The sequence below is a fragment of the Spirillospora sp. NPDC047418 genome, from assembly GCF_040643275.1.
Taxonomy (GTDB): Bacteria; Actinomycetota; Actinomycetes; order Streptosporangiales; family Streptosporangiaceae; genus Spirillospora.
The window spans coordinates 1-17053 of sequence record NZ_JBEYTW010000010.1 but is presented as its reverse complement, the minus strand read 5'-3'; the positions used below and the strand labels follow the sequence as shown (position 1 = coordinate 17053).

Sequence of the window (17053 nt, the reverse complement as noted above, 5' to 3'; positions counted from 1 at the left end):
GGTCAGTCGGTGGTGGTGGGTGGGGGTAGGGCTACCTGGATTTGGGTCGTGGCGCCGGTGGCGGTGAAGAGGCCGCGGCCGGTGGGGCCGCCCAGGGGGGCGTTGCGGGGGAGGCGCAGGCCGAACATGTCGCCGTCGTCGGGGGATTCGATGGACAGCAGGACGCCGGAGCGGGAGCGGCGGGTGTCGGACAGGAAGCCGCGGTAGCCGCGGCCCAGGTCGGCGGTGGTGCCGCCGATGACGACGGCGTGCTCGCCGTCGCGGGCGGTGCGCAGGACGCCGCGGAGGGCGTCGTCCAGGTCGGTCTCGTCGAGCAGTTCGGCGTCGTCCACGACGACGACGTAGCGGTGCTCGTCGCCGATCGCGTTCTCCAGGTCGTCGGGCTCGGCGTCGGAGGTGAGGAGGCCCAGGACGCCGGGGCGGCTGGCCAGGAGGCGCAGCGGCGAGCGGCGGGGCGTGACCAGGACCACCGGGACGAGGCCGCCGCCCACGGACGGGTCCAGGAGCGAGTGGACCATCGTGCGCAGGGTGGTGGAGCGTCCCGAGCGGGGCGGGCCGGCCACGGCGAAGCCGGGGCCTTCGTTGAGGAGGTCGATGCCGACGGGGGCGAGGGTGTCGCCGCCCACGCCGACCAGGGCCCAGAGGGGCGAGGGGGCCGTGAACTCGGGGTCGAGGGACATCGCCTCGCGGTAGGTGACGCGGACGGGGAGTTCGTCCACGTGGAGTGGCCGCTGGCGGCGGGGCAGGCGGCCGTAGCGGGAGACGCAGGTGCGGGCCAGCTCCTGGAGGACGGCCACCTGCGACGTGCCCGAGGGGTCGTCCCCCAGCAGGCCGATCTGGGATTCGCGCGGGGGCGCTCCGGGGGCCGCCGGCTCCAGGGCGCGGCCGGGCGGCATGGCGGCGGGGACCTGCTTGTCCTGGAGGCCGCCGTAGCCGTAGTCGTTCGGGTCGGCCATGCGCAGCAGGAGGCGGCGGTCGAAGACGGTGGAGATCTGGCCGCCGAGGCCGGAGCGGTCGCCGGTGAAGACGGCGCGGAGGCCGACGGCGGCGCCCTCCCGCAGGAGGCGGATGGCCTGGTCGACGAGGCGGCCGTAGTCGTAGTGCTCGAACGCGCCGAGGAAGCCCTCCCAGCGGTCGAGGAGGAGCACCATCCAGGGGAGGCGGTCGGTGGCGGCGACGGCGGCGCGCTGCTCGGCGAGGGACGCGAAACCGGCCTCGGCGAGGAGCTGCTGGCGGCGGGCGACCTCGGCGGTCAGCGCGGTGAGCAGCCGTTCGCAGCGGTCGAGCTGGTCGCGGGTGACGACGGCGCCGCAGTGCGGCAGCGAGATGAGCGGCAGCAGCGCGTTGGCGCCGCAGTCGATCGCGTACAGGTGCGCGTCGTAGGGGGAGCAGGCGGAGGCCAGCGAGCCCGCGATGGTGCGCAGCGCGGTCGAGCGACCCGACTGGGCGGAGCCCGCGATGTAGAGGTGGCCGCCGGAGGTCAGGTCGAGGACCAGCTCCTCGCGGGACTGGACGGCGGGCAGGTCGGTGACCCCGAACCGGATCGGCGGGACGTCCACGACGGAGCCGCCGGCGGCGGTGCGGGTCGTCAGTTTGATCTGCTCGGGCAGCGGGTTCAGCCAGGGCGACGGCTGGCGGGCGATGCCGGCGCGGCGGGCGGCCTCGTCGACCGCCTGGACGAGGACGCCCAGGTCGGTGGCGAGCGTCGTGTCCTCGGCGGCCTCCCGTGGGGAGGGCAGCGGGTGGCCGAGGCCCTGCCACGGGAGCGGCAGGACGGTCGGTCCCGCGGCGGCCGCGCGGGTGCCGGGGCGGCGGCCCCCGATCCGCGCGGACTGCACGGGCTGCGGTGCCGACACGCCCGAGCGGACGTAGCACCGGCCGGGGGTGGACTTGGAGATCTGCGCGGCGTCCGGAGCGTCGAGGACGTCGGTGGACTCGTCCGGGTCGGTGACGCGCAGCGCGATGCGCAGGTTGGTGTTGGCGCGGATGTCGGCGGTGACGACCCCGGCGGGACGCTGCGTGGCGAGGATCAGGTGCACGCCGAGGGACCGGCCGCGCCGCCCGATGTCGACGAGGCCGGTGACGAAGTCGGGCAGTTCGGTGACCATGGCGGCGAACTCGTCGATGACGAGGACGAGCCGCGGCATCGTCGGCAGCCCCGGGTCGGCGGGCCGCAGGTCGTTGTAGTCGTCGATGTCCTTGGCGCCCGCGCCGAGCAGGATCTCCTCGCGGCGGCGGAGTTCGGCGGCGAGGGATTCGAGGGCGCGCTCGGTGGCGTGGCCGTCCAGGTCGGTGACCATGCCGACGGTGTGCGGGAGGCGCCCGCAGTCCTTGAACGCGGCGCCGCCCTTGTAGTCGATGAGGACGAACGTCATCTCGTCCGGGCGGTTGGCCACGGCGAGGGACGCGATGAGCGTCTGCAGCAGCTCCGACTTGCCGGCGCCGGTGGTCCCCGCGATGAGGCCGTGCGGCCCGTCGGCGCGGAGGTCGATCTCGTAGGGCTGCCCCGACCCGAGCCCGATGGGGACGCGGGTGGTGCGCCCGCCCGTCCGGTTCCACGACTGGAGGATGTGGTCGGCGGTGGGCTCGGGCATGTCGAGGACGTCCAGCAGCCGCACATCGGACGGAATCGAGTCTTCGGCGTCCTCACGGGACACGTCCCGGACGGGGGCCAGCGCGCGCGCCACCCGGTCGGCCCAGACCGGTGCGACCTGGTCGGCGACCACGGGACCGACGACTTCGAGGCCCTGCCCCTGGAGCTGGATCAGCGAAGGCCACTGCGGCTCCCATGCGGCGACGGCCTGGCATTCCTCCGGGAGAAGGCGTTCTTCGTCGTCCACGCAGATGGCGTAGATGCCGTACTCGGCGCCTCGCGACAGGAGCATCGGCATGCCGGGTATGCGGCGCAACGCGCGCGCGCCGTCCAGCACGATCAGGATGTTGTACGGGACGGAAGACGCCTTTTCCTGCCCGAACAGCGACGATTCCGACTGCGCGGCACGCCGCCGCTCCGTCACCCGGATCGCGAGTTCGGTGACGCGGTGCGCGGCCGACTCCGGGTCGGTCCCGACGAGGGCGACGCAGTCCTCGCCGTCGCGCGGCGCGCAGTGCGGGAGCCAGCGCACCCAGTTCCACTCGGCGCCGGCGCGCTGGTCGGCGGACAGGACGACGATCGCGAGGTCCCGGGGGCTGTGCAGGACGGCGGCCTCCGCGACCAGCCACCGCGCCAGCCCGCGGGACGCGTGCCGCGGCCCGGTCAGCCCGATGACGCCCAGCTCGGCGAGGGGCAGCGTCACCGGGACCTGCCGGGCGGCCGGCACCCCCGCCTCGCCCGGCTCGCCGGTCAGCTCGATGCGCGCCGGCAGGTCGGCGAGGCCGACCCGCAGGTGCAGGACGTCGGCGTCGTCGCGGCGCCGCTCCCACAGGCGCCGCCGGGGCCCGGTCGCGGTGAGCAGCACCTCGGCGGGGTCGGGGTGCAGGGCGCGCCGCTCGGCCTCGTCCGCCCGCCGCAGCCGCTCCATCTCGCCGTCGAACTCGCCCGACTTGCGGTGGTACTCCTTCAGCGCCTTCTTGTACGACTTGCGGCCGTGCAGCCGGTCGCCGACCCATTCGCCGAGCGTCATCACCGGCCAGGCCAGCGCGAACAGCGCCCACCACCACTGGCCGAGCGCGAACGCCATGACCAGCCCGAACGCCGAGAACAGCAGCGCGCCGAAGAGCCGGAGCCGCTCGCGCGGGTTCCGCTCCGGGCGCTTCGGGACCTCCAGCGTCCGCGCCCGGTGCGCCGGACGCAGCCGGGGCGGCCGGTTGAACGCCAGGCCGCCCTCCGGCAGCGGCTCCAGATGGGTGTCGGGCGCGGCGCTCGGCGCGAGCGCCAGCACGCTGCCGCCCACCGAGAGCATGCCGCCCACCGGCCAGACCGTCTTCGCGCCGAGCGGGGTCCCGTCGAGCCGGGTGGTGCCCTGCATCGTCATCGCGGACGCCTCGACCTCGACGGTCTCGCGCCCGACCGTGAGCCGCAGCGACCGGGCCGGGACGGACGGGTCGTCGAGCACCACGTCCACGTCCAGGCCGGACCCGATCGTGCTGGTGCCGAGCCCGAGCCGGTGCACGGACCCGGCGGCCGGCCCGCCGACGACCCGCACCTCGACGAGGCCGGTCGGCTCGGCGAGCACGGTCGCGGCGGCGGTGCGCTGCTCGACGGCGACGACGGCGCCGTCCCGCAGCTCCTTGACGGCGAGGGCCTGCGGGTCGAGCATCCGGCCGTCCATCCAGAGGGCCTTGCGGGGCCCGCCCCCGCCGTGCCCGTCCCCGCTGAGGCCGCCCGGGCCGCGCCCGTCCTTGGCGAGGAGCGCGGCCTTGGAGAACCGGGGTGCCGGGGCCGGGGCCGGCGCGGATCCGTCCAGCGTGGCGGCGAGCGATTGGGCGACCCCGGCAACGGTGACCTCAGAATCGACATTTATCACGACATCGCGAGGTCCGCCGCCGGTCAGCGCCGTGAACGAGATCCGCATCCGAGCCTCCGACGTCTCCGGAAATATCGTTCAGCTTAATTACCGCTCCCCTCGGTTTTCCGGTAGGCGGCGACGATCGTTTCGAGGGCGTCGTCCAGCGGCGTCGGAGCCATCCCGAACGTCGACTGGAACGCGGAAGAGTCCAGAATGTACGGCCGGTCGAACTGGTAGCGGGTCTCCCGCAGTTCTTTCATCATCGGAGAGAAGAGCCCGAGCGCGTTGAACATGGCGCGCGGCGCCTCGGTGACCCGCGGCTTCGGCGCGCCGGCGATCGCGCACAGCCGCTCGGCGACGTCCAGCGTCGACACAGCCGGGCCCGTCGGGACGTGCCACGGCCGGCCGAGCGACCGCTCGTCCGTCCCGGCGATCGCGAGGGCCTCGGCGACGTCCGGCAGGTACGTCCAGGCGTGCGGGATGGACGGGTCGCTGAAGTACAGCACCCGCTTGCCCGCGAGCAGCGGCTTCACGAACCGCGCCTCGCCGATGTACGCCTGGTCGGTGCTGCCCGGCCCGTAGTAGTCGGACGCGCGCAGTTCGGTCGTCCGGATGCGTCCCGCCTCGTGCGCGGCGATGGCGTCCCGCCACATCCCGGCCCGCACCCGCGACTTGGTGCCGGTGGCGGCGAGCGGCAGGTCCTCGGTCATCGGCCCGTCGACCGGCCCGTACCCGTACAGGCTGCTGAGCGTCACCAGCGTCGCGCCGGTGGCCTCGGCGGTCGCGAGGAAGGACGCCGCCATCGGCGGCCAGTCCTGCACCCACCGGTGGTACTGCGGGTTCACGCAGTTGTAGAGCGTGTCGGCGCCCTTGGCGATCTCGGACAGCCGGGCCCGGTCGGCGACGTCGGCGGCGATCCGCTCGACCCCCTCGGGTCCCGACCCGGACCGCGTCACGACGACGACGTCGTGCCCCATCCGGACGAGCCGCTCGGCCAGATGCGCCCCGACCTGCCCGGCGCCGACGATCACGTGCTTTCCCATGGCCTGTCTCCTTCTCGGTGTTTCTTGCTCTGGGGTGGTTGCGGGCTGTCAGGCGCGGGCTTCGATGTGGCTCTTCAGGGCGGCCAGGCGGGTCTCGTGGCCGGCGCGCAGCTTGCGCGACGGGTAGACGAGGCCGACGAGCGGGCCGTCCAGGGACTCCTGGAGCGTCACCCGGGTGCCGCCGTTCTCCGGCGCCAGGACCATGCGGTCGACGGCCCGGTAGAGCCCCAGGAGGCTGCCCGTCCAGCTCAGCTCGCGGCCGGGTTCGACCACGGCGAACCGGGAGTGGAGCGGCGTGCCGTTCTGGCTCCAGCGGAACGTGCGGCCCACTCCGACGGTGTCCAGGGCCCGCAGCTTGAAGCCGGGCGCCCACGCCTCCCAGCCGCGCAGGTCGGCGAGGACCTCCCAGACCCGGCCGGGTGCGGCGTCGATCAGGACGCTGGACGAGTTCGTGACGGGCGCGGCCGCGTCGATCCGGCCGCGCAGCGCGTACTCGTCGTGCAGGGTCGCCAGGTTCGGCATGACCGTCTCCTTCGGTTCAGTGCTCCGTTCTGAGAGCAATGCTCTCTCTCCAGAGCGGTGATGTCAAGAGCGGTGCTCTCGATTCAGTGCAACGCTCTGCTAGCCTGGCGCCATGAGCGCAGGAGGAACGGCACGGGAACGGGTTCGGGCGGAGCTGATCCGGGAGATCACCGAGATCGCGAGACGGCAGCTGGCCACCGCGGGCGCGACGGGGCTGTCGCTGCGCGCGGTCGCCCGCGAGATGGGCATGGTCTCGTCGGCGATCTACCGGTACTTCCCGAGCCGCGACGACCTGCTGACCGCACTGATCATCGACGGGTACAACGCCGTCGGGGAGGCCGTCGAGCGGGCCGACGCGCAGGCCGCGGCCGGCGACTTCGGCGGACGCTGGCTCGCCGTGTGCAGGGCCGTCCGGGAGTGGGCGCTGACGCATCCGCACGAGTACGCCCTGCTGTACGGGTCGCCCGTCCCCGGTTACAAGGCGCCCGAGGACACTGTCTCGGCCGCCGTGCGCGACACGGTCGTCCTCACCCGCATCATCACCGAGGCCCACGCTGCCGGCGCGCTCGACCCCGCGGGACCGTGCCCGCCCGCGCCGCCCTCGCTCGCCGGGGACATGGCACGCGCGCGCACCGCGCTGTCCATGGACCTGCCCGGCGACGTGATCACCCGGGCGTTCACCGCATGGGCCGGTTTGTACGGAACCGTCAGCTTCGAATTGTTCGGGCAATTCAACAACGTGATCGAGGAGCGGGCCGCCTACTTCGACCACACGATGACCCTGCTCGGACGCCTCGTCGGCCTGGAACCCTGACGCCACCGGGCCTCCCGCGGCTCCCGCGCGCGTCTCGCCGGGCCGCCGCGGGGTGTCCAGCATGTGGTCAGTGACGCATGTGACTGGTGGTAAGTAGTCATGTGGCCACTGATTTCCCAGGTCATCGCGGTGCGCCCGGATACGGAACCGCTTCACATCACCGAATCCATTGACGGGACCTTGCCGCCCCCGCAAGCATGGATCGCTCGGTGTGCGCGGACGTCCCGGGACGGGGTCCGCGAGAGGGCGGGAAGGAGCGCGTGGGCAGCGCGATGAAGTCCAACCAGTCGACCATCTCCGGTGGTGGCGCGGCGGGCTCGTCCGGTGGGACGGCGGGGCTCGGCCGGTCGGGGCTCGGCACCTCCGGGGGGCAGCGGCTCCCGAGTTCCCCGCGCGAGCGCAAGCCCGCGCTCGCGGCCCTCGCGGTGCTGCTGATCCTCGGCGGCGCCCTCGCCAGCGCCTACCTGGTCATGGCGAGCGGCGAGCGGGTGTCGGCGATCCGCGTCGCGCAGCCGGTCGCGGCCGGGCAGCAGATCCCGGCGAGCGCCCTCCAGGAGGTGCAGATCGGCGACACCGGCATCCAGTTCCTCGCCTGGTCGGAGCGGGCCAAGGTGACCGGGCGCGTCGCGGCCGTCCGGCTGGTGCCGGGCGCGCTGCTGACCAACGGCATGATCAGCAGGTCGGACGCCCCCGAGAACGGGCGCGTCGTCGTCGGGCTCGCGCTCAAGCCCGGCCAGACCCCGACCGGTGACCTCGTGCAGGGCAAGCACGTGATCCTCTACGCCGTCGGCAACGGGCAGAACGGCGGCCCGCGCGCCGGGACCGTCCTCTCCCAGGACGCCGTCGTCGTCGGGATCGGCGGCGGCGGCGACACCGGCCCGACCCGGCTGCGCTCCGACCAGACCAGCGTGGACGTCGCGGTCCTGCCGGCGGACGCGGCGCAGGTGGCGCAGGCGGCGTCCGCGGGGGCGGTCGCGCTCGCGCTGATCCCGGACGGGACGAAGGTCGCCGCGCCGCCCGCCAAGCAGGACAGGCAGCAGAAGCAGAACAAGCAGCAGCCCGGCGGCGTCGAGCCCGTCCCCAACCAGGGCGGCGCGCCGACCCAGAGCGGCGGTACGCAGAACCAGGGCGGCACCCCGAACCAGGGCGGCCCGCAGAGTCCAGGCACGGGCGGTAACTGACGGTGGCCCTCATCGCGCTCGCGGCCGACAAGGGGGCGCCGGGCGTCACGACCGCGGCGGTCGCGCTCGGCGCCGTGTGGCCGCGTCCCGTGCTGGTCGCGGAGTGCGACCAGGCGGGCGGCGACCTCGTCTACCGGCTGCCCTCCGCCCCGCAGAACGGCGACGGCGACGGGGACGGCGGCATGCTGAACCCGTCCCGCGGGCTGCTCAGCCTCGCCGCGACGGCCCGCCGCGGCCTGCGTCCCGACCAGATCGCCGAGCACTGCCAGCGGCTCGTCGGCGGCCTGGACGTGCTCGTCGGGCTCACCAACGCCGAGCAGGCGCAGGCGATGACGTGGCTGTGGGGGCCGCTCGGCCGCGCGTTCGCCGGCCTCGCCCCGGTGGACGTGATCGCCGACTGCGGGCGGCTCGGCGCCGGCATGCCGCTGACCGAGCTGCTGCGGGAGGCCGACATGGTCGTCCTGCTCACCCGCGCGACCCTCGAACAGGTCGCCCACCTGCGCGAGCGCGTCGGGGCGCTGACCGAGGAGCTGCGCGGCGGCCCGCCGATCGGGGTGCTGGTGCTCGCCGACCCGCGCGACTTCCGCGGCTCGGTCGCCGAGGTCGACCGGATCATCGCGGGAGCGCGCGGCCGCGGCCAGGCGCCCGACCCGGCGCCCGGTCCGGCGCAGGGCCCGCCGCCGCCCGGCGTGACCGTCCTCGGCGGCCTGGCGCTCGACCCGAAGGGCGCCGACCTGCTGTCCGGGCAGTGGGGCGGCCGGCTGGACCGGTCGCTGCTCATCCGCTCGGCGCGCGAGGTCGCCGCCGACCTGGTCGGCCGGCTCGCCCCGCCGGCCGCCGCCGTGCCCGCCGCCGCGCCCGCCGGGGAGGCGCCGCCGCAGGTGCCGGCCGGCGTTCCGCAGGAGGGGAGGCGCTAGATGGACCACGGGCTCGTCAAGCGCCTCCGCCAGGAGGTCGGCGACCGGCTGGCGCAGCAGCGCCGGCTGGACGCCGCGAACGGGCTGCCGTCGATGTCCGGGGAGGACGAGCGGCAGTTCGCCCGCGCGCTCATCGGCCAGGTGCTGGAGGAGTTCGCGCGCGGCGAGATCACCTCCGGGCGCCGCCCGCCGAACGCCGAGGAGGAGGAGGCGCTCGCCGCCGGGGTGCACGCCGCGCTGTTCGGCGTCGGCCGGCTCCAGCCGCTGCTCGAAGACCCCGAGATCGAGAACATCGACATCAACGGCTGCGACCGGGTGTTCATCGGCTACGCCGACGGGCGCGAGGTGATGGCCGAGCCGGTCGCCGAGAGCGACGAGGAACTGGTCGAGCTGATCCAGATACTCGCCGCCTACAGCGGGCTGTCGTCGCGGCCGTTCGACACCGCGAACCCGCAGCTCGACCTGCGCCTCCCGGACGGCTCGCGGCTCTCGGCCGTGATGGACGTGACCGTCCGCCCGGCGCTGTCGATCCGGCGCGCCCGGCTCGGCAAGGTGTTCCTCGCCGACCTGGTCGGCAACGGGACGTTCAGCCAGGAGATCGGGCAGTTCTTCCGCGCCGCCGTCCTCGCCCGCAAGAACATCATGATCGCGGGCGCGACGAACGCCGGGAAGACGACGCTGCTGCGCGCGGTCGCCAACGAGATCCCGCCGGGCGAGCGGCTCATCACCGTCGAGCGCGCCATGGAACTCGGCCTGGACGCCTTCCCCGAACTGCATCCGAACTGCGTCGCGTTCGAGCAGCGGCTGCCGAACTCCGAGGGGCAGGGCGCGATCTCGATGGCGGAACTGGTCCGCCGGTCGCTGCGGATGAACCCGTCCCGGGTGATCGTCGGCGAGGTCCTCGGCGACGAGATCGTCACGATGCTGAACGCGATGACGCAGGGCAACGACGGGTCGCTGTCGACGATCCACGCGAACTCGTCGGTGGAGGTGTTCAACCGCGTCGCGACGTACGCGATCCAGGCGGAGGAGCGGCTGCCGGTCGAGGCGACCCACATGCTGATCGCGGGCGCGATCGACTTCGTCGTGTTCATCGAGAAGCACAACGAGTACGCGTCCGGGGGGCGGCTGCGCCGGTACGTGTCCAGCGTCCGGGAGGTCACCGGCGTGGACGGGCGGGTCCTGTCGTCGGAGGTGTTCGCGCTCGGCGCAGGCGGGGCCGCCGTCCCGTCCGCGCCGATCTCGTGCATCGCCGAGCTGGCCGAGTACGGCTACGACCCGTCGGCCGGAGGTACCTGGTGAGCGGGGGCACGGTGAACGGGCGCCTGGTGAGCGGGTGCCCGATGAGCGGGGGTGGTGGGTGATGTACGCGCCGGACGTGCTCCTCGCCGTCGTCGCGGGCGCCCTGGCCGGCGGCGGTCTCCTGCTGCTGGTCGTCGCGCTGCGCGGGCTGCCCGCCCGCACGAGGCCCGCCCGCGGACGCAGCCGCGAGGACCTGGTCCGCACCCTCACCACCCGCACGGCGCTCGCCGTCATCGTCGGCTTCCTCGTCCTGATCCTGACGCGCTGGCCGATCGCGGCCGTCGGCACCGGCGTGCTCGTCCTCGCCTGGGACGGGCTCGCGGGCGGCGCCGCCGAGGAGCGCCGCGGCATGGCGCGGCTGGAGGGCCTCGCCGGCTGGACGGAGTCGCTCCGCGACACGATCGCCGGCGCCGTCGGCCTGGAGCAGGCCATCCCCGCCTCGCAGCGCGCCGCCGCGCCCGCCCTGCAGCAGCCGCTGCGCAACCTCGTCGACCGGCTGCACACCCGCGTCCCGATGCCGGAGGCGCTGCGCCGGTTCGCCGACGACATCGACGACCCGTCCGCCGACCTGGTGGTCGCCGCGCTGATCCTGAACGCCAAGCTGCGCGGCCCCGGCCTGCGCGACATGCTGAGCGCGCTCGCCACGTCCGCCCGCGCCGAACTGGACATGCGGCGGCGCGTCGAGGCCGACCGGCGCGCGACCCGGCGCAGCGTCCGCATCGTCGTCGCCGTCTCCGTCGGGACGGCCCTCGCCCTCGCCGTGTTCAACCACTCCTACGTCGAGCCGTACGACGACTTCCTCGGGCAGCTCGTCCTGTGCATCGTCGTCGCCCTGTACGGGGCGGCGTTCCTGTGGCTGCGGCGGCTGTCCCGGTACGAGCTGCCGAGCCGGTTCCTCAGCGAACCGCGCGCGACGGCCGAACCGGGCGTGCCCGGCGAGGTGCCGAGCACGGTCGCGGGCTGGCAGAACCGGGGCGGGCAGAACTCCGCCGGGCTGAGCCGGGGCGCCGAGGAGCCACCGCCGCGCGGCCGGCCCACCCTGGACGCGGGCGGGGGTGGCGCGCCGTGAACGCCGCGATGATCGCGGGCGCCGTCGTCGGCCTCGGCGTGTACGTGCTCGTCCGGGCGCTGTTCCCGGCCCGTCCCGGCCTCGCCGCGCGGATGGCCGCGCTCGACGCCGCGCGCCGCCGCGACCTGGAGGAGCAGCAGCTCGGCCGGATGTCCCCGACGCTGGAGCGGGTCGGCGGGATGCGCGCCCGGATCGGCCGGGAGCTGGCCCGGTTCTGCGAGTCGCGCGGCTGGCGGCTCCGCTCGGTCCGCGCCGACCTCGCGATCACCGAGCGGTCGCTGGAGGCGTTCCTCGCCACCAAGTTCCTGCTGCCCGCCGCCGCGCTGCTGGTCATCCCGCTGATCATCGCCTACTTCACGCTGCTCGGGCTCGGCTCGTCCGTCGCCGTCCCCGCGTGGATCTGCGTGCTGTTCGCCGTCCTGTTCTTCTTCTTCCCCGACATGCAGCTCCGGCAGGAGGCGCAGGCCCGCCGGCAGGACTTCCGGCACGTCGTCGGCGCGTTCCTCGACCTCGTCTCGATGAACCTGGCGGGCGGGCGCGGCGTCCCCGAGGCGCTGATGACCGCGTCCAACGTCGGCGAGGGCTGGGCGATGCACCGCATCCGGGACGCGCTGGCCAACGCCCGCATCACCGGCCAGACGCCCTGGCAGTCGCTCGGCCGGCTCGGCGAGGAACTCGACATCGCCGAGCTGCGCGACCTCGCCGGGGCGCTCGCGCTGGTCTCCGACGACGGCGCGCAGATCCGCAAGTCGCTCTCGGCCCGCGCCGCGTCGATGCGCAGCCGCGAGCTGTCGGACCTGGAGGGCAAGGCCGGCGAGCGCTCCCAGTCGATGCTCGTCGCGCAGCTGTTCCTGTGCGCCGGATTCCTGATCTTCCTCGCCTACCCGGCCCTGATGCGGGTGCTCGCGTCATGACGTCAGGGCCTGCCCCCGAACCCCGTGGAGGTTTCCGATGAATCCACTCAATCCGCTGGACCATCCGTCCGTCCTGTACTGGCGCGCCGTGCTCGGCGTCCGGATGGCGCGGCTGCGGTCGGAGGAGGAGCGCAGCCGCGGCGCGTCCGCGATCGAATGGGCGATCATCACCGCGATCCTCGCGCTGATCGCGATCACCATCGGCGCGGTGATCCAGAGGAAGATCTCGGACAAGGCCAACAGCATCAACACGGGCTGACCCGATGCGGCCCCGTCAACGCCTCGCGTCGCGGCTGCGGCCGGACGCGGGCGTGTCGTCGATGGAGTGGGCGCTGCTCACCCCGGTCCTCCTCTTAGTGATGCTGGTCGTGGTGCAGTTCGCCATGGTGTTCCACGCCCGGCATGTGGCGCTCGCCGCCGCGCAGGCGGGCGCGCGCGTCGCGCGGACGTCGCCGGTCGGCGGCGGCTGGGAGGGCGCGGCGACCGCGAAGGCGACCGGGTCGGTCCGCGAGATCGGCCCGGACCTGCTGTCCGGGCTCCAGGTGCGGGCGGGGGAGGAGAACGACGAGCGGTGGGTGGAGGTCAGCGGCGAGGCAGTCCAGGTCGTCCCGTTCATGACGTTCCACGTGTCGCAGCGGTCGCAGGGGCCGATCGAGTGCTTCCGCCCCGACGTCGGCTCGGGCACCGCCTGCCAGCGGGGGGCGGGCCCGTGAGAGACCGCGGATCCATGTCGCTGGAGATGGTCATCGTCACGCCCATCTTCATCGCGTTCCTGCTCTTCCTCGCCGGCGCCGGCCGGATGGTGGACGCCAAGAGCCAGGTGGACGGCGCCGCGCGGGACGCCGCCCGCGCCGCGTCCATCGCGCGCAGCGCCGGATCCGCGCAGAGCCTCGCCGCCGAGACCGCCGCCGCCGGGATGCGCGGCACCGGCTGGTGCTCGGGCGGCCCGAGCGTCCAGACCGACGTGTCCGCCTGGGGGCCGGGCGGACGGGTCGGCGTGACCGTCACCTGCGACGTCGACCTCGGCGACCTCGCGTTCATCGGACTGCCCGGCACCAAGCGCCTGCAGGGCCACGCGATCGCGCCCATCGACACCTTCACCAACCGGGGCACGGACACGGGCGGCGCCGACGACCCGGGAGCCGCACCATGACCATCCCGCGCGGGGACCGGGGCACGATCGCGATGTACACGGTGCTGTTCACGCCGGTCGTGCTGCTGCTGGCCGGGCTGCTGGTGGACGGCGGCCTCGCCATCCACGCCCGGCAGCGCGCCGCCGACATGGCCGAGCAGGCGGCGCGCGCCGGCGCGAACCAGATCGACACCGATGCCCTCCGCGCGACCGGCAAGCCCGTCCTCGACCCGGGCCGGGCCCGCGCGGCGGCGTGCGACCTGCTCGCCGCCTACCCCGACGAGGTCACCGCTTCCCAGTGCGACGCCAACGGCCAGGAGGTCGCGGTCACCGTCCAGATCAGCGTGAAACCGCAGCTCCTCGGCATCATCCCCGGCTTCGGCGAGTTCCGGCTGACCGCCGGCGCGACCGCCCGCCCGGTCACCGAGGGAGAAGGCCCGTGATCGATCGGGAGAACGGATCTACGATGAGGGCGACCTCCGGTGCGACCTCCGGCGCGACGGCCGGGGAAACGGCAGGGACGCGATGGTGACGGGGCAGGGCCGGCGGACGCCCGTCCGCGTGAAGGGCCGCCGCAGCGCGGGCGACGTGCTCGCCGGGATCGGCGCGGTCGCCGCGCTGGCCGCGCTGCTGGCGGGCGTCCCGTTCGCGCTGCTGACGCTGTTCGGGTCGCCGCTGCCGGACCACGTGCCGGCCGCGTCCGACCTCACCCAGCGGGTCGGGCCGGGGTCGCTGCTCGCGATCCTCGTCGCGCTCGTGTGGCTGGCGTGGCTGCAGCTCGCGGCGTGCGTGGTCGTCGAGGTGTACGCCGGGATCCGCGGCGTCGGCGTGCCCGCGCGGGTGCCGCTCGCGGGCGGGACGCAGTCGCTCGTCCACCGGCTCGTCGTGGCGGCGCTGCTGCTGTTCACCGCCACCACCACGATCATGCCCGCGTTCGCCGCCGGCGGGCTGTCGCAGCGGCCGCCGGCGTCGGCGCCGCTGCGGATGGAGCCGCAGGCGGCGACGTTCCAGCAGGCCCCGGACGCCCCCGAGCACGCGGCCGCCGCCGACCGGATCGCCGAGGACCTCACCGCGAACCCGGTGGAGAAGTCCGCCACGACGAAGATCTACCGGGTGCAGCCGCCGGAGGGGCGCCACCACGAGAGCCTGTGGGAGATCGCCGAGAAGTGCCTCGGCGAGGGCCGCCGCTACAAGGAGATCTACTCCCTCAACAAGAACCACGTCCAGCCGGACGGGACGCGCCTGACGATCGCGAGCCTGATCCGTCCGGGCTGGATCCTGGAGATGCCCTCGGACGCCAAGGGCGCCAAGGTCGTCCCGGTCAAGGACCTGCACGACTACTTCCGGTACGGGCACGCCGTCCCGGACGAGCCTGACAAGCCCGCACCCGAACCCGAGCCCGCCCAGCCCCCGGCGACCCAGCCCCCGGCCGCGCAGCCCCCGGCCGCGGAGGCGCCGCCTGCCGCACCGGCACCGCAGACCCCGGCCCCTGAACAGAGCCGGGCACCGGCACAGACCCAGCCGCCGCAACAGAGCGAGGCCCCCGAACCGAGCCCCGCGCCCGAGCAGAGCCACGCGCCCGAGCAGGCCGCTCCGCAGAAGCCCGCTCCGCAGAAGCCCGCGCCGCAGCAGTCCGAGCCGGCGCATCCGCCCGCGCACGCCGAAGGCCCGTCCGGCGAGATGGACGGGCACGCGGGAACCGGCGGCGCGGACGTCCCGGGCAAGGGCTCCCCGCAGCAGGACGACACCGGCGCGTCGCTCGGCATCGGCTGGCCGCAGGGACTCGCCGCGGCGTCGCTGATCGCCACCGGGCTGCTGGTCGCGCTCGGCCGGCGCCGCCGCGCCCAGCTGTGGAACCGCGCGTTCGGGCACATGGTCGTCCGGCCGGAGGGGACGGCGGCCGAGGCGGAGCGGGCGCTGCGGATCGGCGCCGACGACGACGCGGCGAAGCTCCTCGACCTCGGGCTGCGGCACATGTCGAAGTCGATGGCGGCGGGCGGCCGGGCGCTCCCGACCGTCTACGGGGTGCATCTCGGGCGCGGCAGCCTCGACCTGTGGATCGCGCCCGCCGACCGGAACCCGCCCGCCCCCTGGCAGGCGTTCGACGACGGCCAGGTGTGGCGGCTGCGCGGCGACGCGCTGCCGATGCTGGAGGCGGCGGGCCTCGGCGACGTCCTCGCCCCCTACCCGGGCCTCGTGTCGATCGGCACGAACGCCAACGGCCGCATCCTCGTCGACCTGGAGGCCGCGCACGGGTTGATCGCGCTGCGCGGCCCCGAGGACGTGCGCCGGGCCGCGCTGTCCGCGGTCGCGCTGGAGCTGGCGACGAACCGCTGGTCCGACCACATGCGGATCACGCTCGTCGGGTTCGACGCGGAACTGGGCGAGGGCCTCGCCGAGATCGCCCCGGACCGGGTCCGGTCCGTCCCGACGCTCCAGGACGCGCTGCCGGAGCTCGAGGGGCGCAGCGAGGAGGTGCGGCAGGCGCTCGCCGCGTCCGGCGTCGACTCGGTGCTCACCGGACGCTGCCGCGGCGTGTTCGGCGAGGCGTGGATGCCGCACTACCTGATCATGGCGGACCGCCCGGACGAGCGGGAGGCCGACCGGCTCGTCGCGCTCGCCCGCACCGGCACCCGGATGGCCGCCGGCTACATCGTCCCCGGCGACGTGCAGGGCGCCACCTGGACCTGGGACACCGACGCCACCGGACGCCTCCAGGCCGGCGTCCTCGGCTTCGACGTCGACGCGCAGCTCGTCCGCGACGACGACTACCGGGCCGTGTTCGAGCTGTTCCGCACGGCCGGGCGGCTCGACTCCGTCCGGCTCCCCGGCCTCACCGGCGGGGCGGAGCCGCCGGCGGCGCAGCAGACGTCGGTCGACATCCGGCTGCTCGGCCCGATCGAGGTCGACGCGCCGGGCCCGATGGACGAGAGCCGCCGCGAACTGTGCACCGAGTTGCTGGTGTTCCTCGCCGCGCACCCGGAGGGCGTCCACCCGACGGTGCTGTCCGGCGCGATCTGGCCGCGCGGCGCCGGCGCGGGCGTCCGCGACGCGTGCGTGGCGCGCGTGTCGGACTGGCTCGGCAGGGACGCGCGCGGCCGCCCCAACCTGTACCACGACGAGCGCGGCCGGATCAGGCTCGGCTCGGAGGTGCGGGTCGACGTCGCGACGTTCCGCTGGCTGGTGTGGCGGTCGGCGGCCGAGCCCGCGTCCGAGACCGCCTACATGGCGTACGCGCTGGACCTCGTCCGGGGGCCGCTGCTCGCCGACCGGCCGCGCGGCCGGTTCGCGTGGCTCGCCGATCACGAGTTGGAGTACGAGACGCCCGCGCGGGTCATCGACGTCGCGCACCGGCTCGTCGTGCTGCGGCTGGAGGAGGGCGACCCGCGCGGTGCGGTCGGCGCGGCCCGCGCCGGGCTGCGGCTCGCGCCGGGGGACGAGGGCCTGTGGCGCGACCTGCTCCGCGCGACCCACGCGACCGGCGACGTCGAGCAGGTCCGCGTGGTCGTGGACGAACTGCGCTCCCGCCTGGCAAGAGACCCGTACCAGGACCAGCTACAGCCCGAGACGGAAGCGCTGGTAGAGGACCTGATCCCCGACTGGCACCGCGTAGGCTCCCGCTAACCCGCCAAATTTCTCGTTGACCTGCGGCGTGTTGTTGTTATGAGGACGCCCAAGACAACAACAAGCCAGAGATCAAAAACTAGATTC

At 74.5% G+C, this 17053-nt stretch carries 14 protein-coding genes; 11 read left to right on the top strand and 3 right to left on the bottom strand.

What is annotated here, in order from left to right:
- Positions 1-2: 2 nt before the first annotated feature.
- Genes ABZ806_RS08460 through ABZ806_RS08450 form a run of 3 tightly spaced genes read right to left on the bottom strand, consistent with a single transcriptional unit; the run spans position 3 to position 6013 of the window.
- Positions 3-4514 carry a type VII secretion EssC family protein gene (locus ABZ806_RS08460; protein ID WP_500216206.1) on the bottom strand — a complete coding sequence of 1504 codons (4512 nt, stop codon included), beginning with the start codon at positions 4512-4514 and terminating at the stop codon, positions 3-5.
- A gap of 35 nt (positions 4515-4549) precedes the next feature.
- Positions 4550-5491: an NAD-dependent epimerase/dehydratase family protein gene (locus ABZ806_RS08455; RefSeq protein ID WP_500216205.1), complete on the bottom strand. Its 942-nt coding sequence runs from the start codon at positions 5489-5491 to the stop codon at positions 4550-4552.
- Positions 5492-5539: 48 nt separating this feature from the next.
- The gene (locus ABZ806_RS08450; RefSeq protein ID WP_500216204.1) at positions 5540-6013 is read right to left on the bottom strand and encodes an SRPBCC family protein; all 474 of its coding nucleotides are present in this window, start codon (positions 6011-6013) and stop codon (positions 5540-5542) included.
- 112 nt (positions 6014-6125) lie between these two features.
- Here ABZ806_RS08450 and ABZ806_RS08445 point away from each other — a divergent pair, with 112 nt between their 5' ends.
- The 11 genes from ABZ806_RS08445 (at position 6126) to ABZ806_RS08395 (ending at position 16966) form a co-directional block, all read left to right on the top strand.
- Positions 6126-6827 carry a TetR/AcrR family transcriptional regulator gene (locus ABZ806_RS08445; RefSeq protein ID WP_500216203.1) on the top strand — a complete coding sequence of 234 codons (702 nt, stop codon included), beginning with the start codon at positions 6126-6128 and terminating at the stop codon, positions 6825-6827.
- 260 nt (positions 6828-7087) lie between these two features.
- Positions 7088-8008, top strand: coding sequence for a CpaB family protein (locus tag ABZ806_RS08440; RefSeq protein ID WP_500216202.1), 921 nt, complete (start codon positions 7088-7090; stop codon positions 8006-8008).
- A gap of 2 nt (positions 8009-8010) precedes the next feature.
- Positions 8011-8925 (top strand): hypothetical protein, encoded by a 915-nt coding sequence (locus ABZ806_RS08435; protein ID WP_500216201.1) that lies wholly within the window; start codon positions 8011-8013, stop codon positions 8923-8925.
- Positions 8926-10227, top strand: a complete 1302-nt coding sequence (locus ABZ806_RS08430; protein ID WP_500216200.1) for a TadA family conjugal transfer-associated ATPase — start codon at positions 8926-8928, stop codon at positions 10225-10227.
- 34 nt (positions 10228-10261) lie between these two features.
- Positions 10262-11296, top strand: coding sequence for a type II secretion system F family protein (locus ABZ806_RS08425; RefSeq protein WP_500216199.1), 1035 nt, complete (start codon positions 10262-10264; stop codon positions 11294-11296).
- The gene (locus tag ABZ806_RS08420; protein ID WP_500216198.1) at positions 11293-12210 is read left to right on the top strand and encodes a type II secretion system F family protein; all 918 of its coding nucleotides are present in this window, start codon (positions 11293-11295) and stop codon (positions 12208-12210) included. Before ABZ806_RS08425 ends, ABZ806_RS08420 begins: the two co-directional genes overlap by 4 nt.
- 37 nt (positions 12211-12247) lie before the next feature.
- On the top strand, positions 12248-12469 hold the full coding sequence (locus ABZ806_RS08415; RefSeq protein ID WP_500216196.1) for a Flp family type IVb pilin: 222 nt from the start codon (positions 12248-12250) through the stop codon (positions 12467-12469).
- A gap of 4 nt (positions 12470-12473) precedes the next feature.
- Positions 12474-12923 carry a TadE/TadG family type IV pilus assembly protein gene (locus ABZ806_RS08410; protein ID WP_500216195.1) on the top strand — a complete coding sequence of 150 codons (450 nt, stop codon included), beginning with the start codon at positions 12474-12476 and terminating at the stop codon, positions 12921-12923.
- Complete coding sequence (locus tag ABZ806_RS08405; RefSeq protein ID WP_500216193.1) at positions 12920-13363, top strand: TadE family protein; 444 nt, start codon at positions 12920-12922, stop codon at positions 13361-13363. The genes ABZ806_RS08410 and ABZ806_RS08405 overlap by 4 nt, the downstream gene beginning before the upstream one ends.
- Positions 13360-13785, top strand: coding sequence for a pilus assembly protein TadG-related protein (locus tag ABZ806_RS08400; RefSeq protein WP_500216192.1), 426 nt, complete (start codon positions 13360-13362; stop codon positions 13783-13785). Before ABZ806_RS08405 ends, ABZ806_RS08400 begins: the two co-directional genes overlap by 4 nt.
- A gap of 85 nt (positions 13786-13870) precedes the next feature.
- Positions 13871-16966 (top strand): BTAD domain-containing putative transcriptional regulator, encoded by a 3096-nt coding sequence (locus ABZ806_RS08395; RefSeq protein ID WP_500216191.1) that lies wholly within the window; start codon positions 13871-13873, stop codon positions 16964-16966.
- Positions 16967-17053 lie beyond the last annotated feature (87 nt).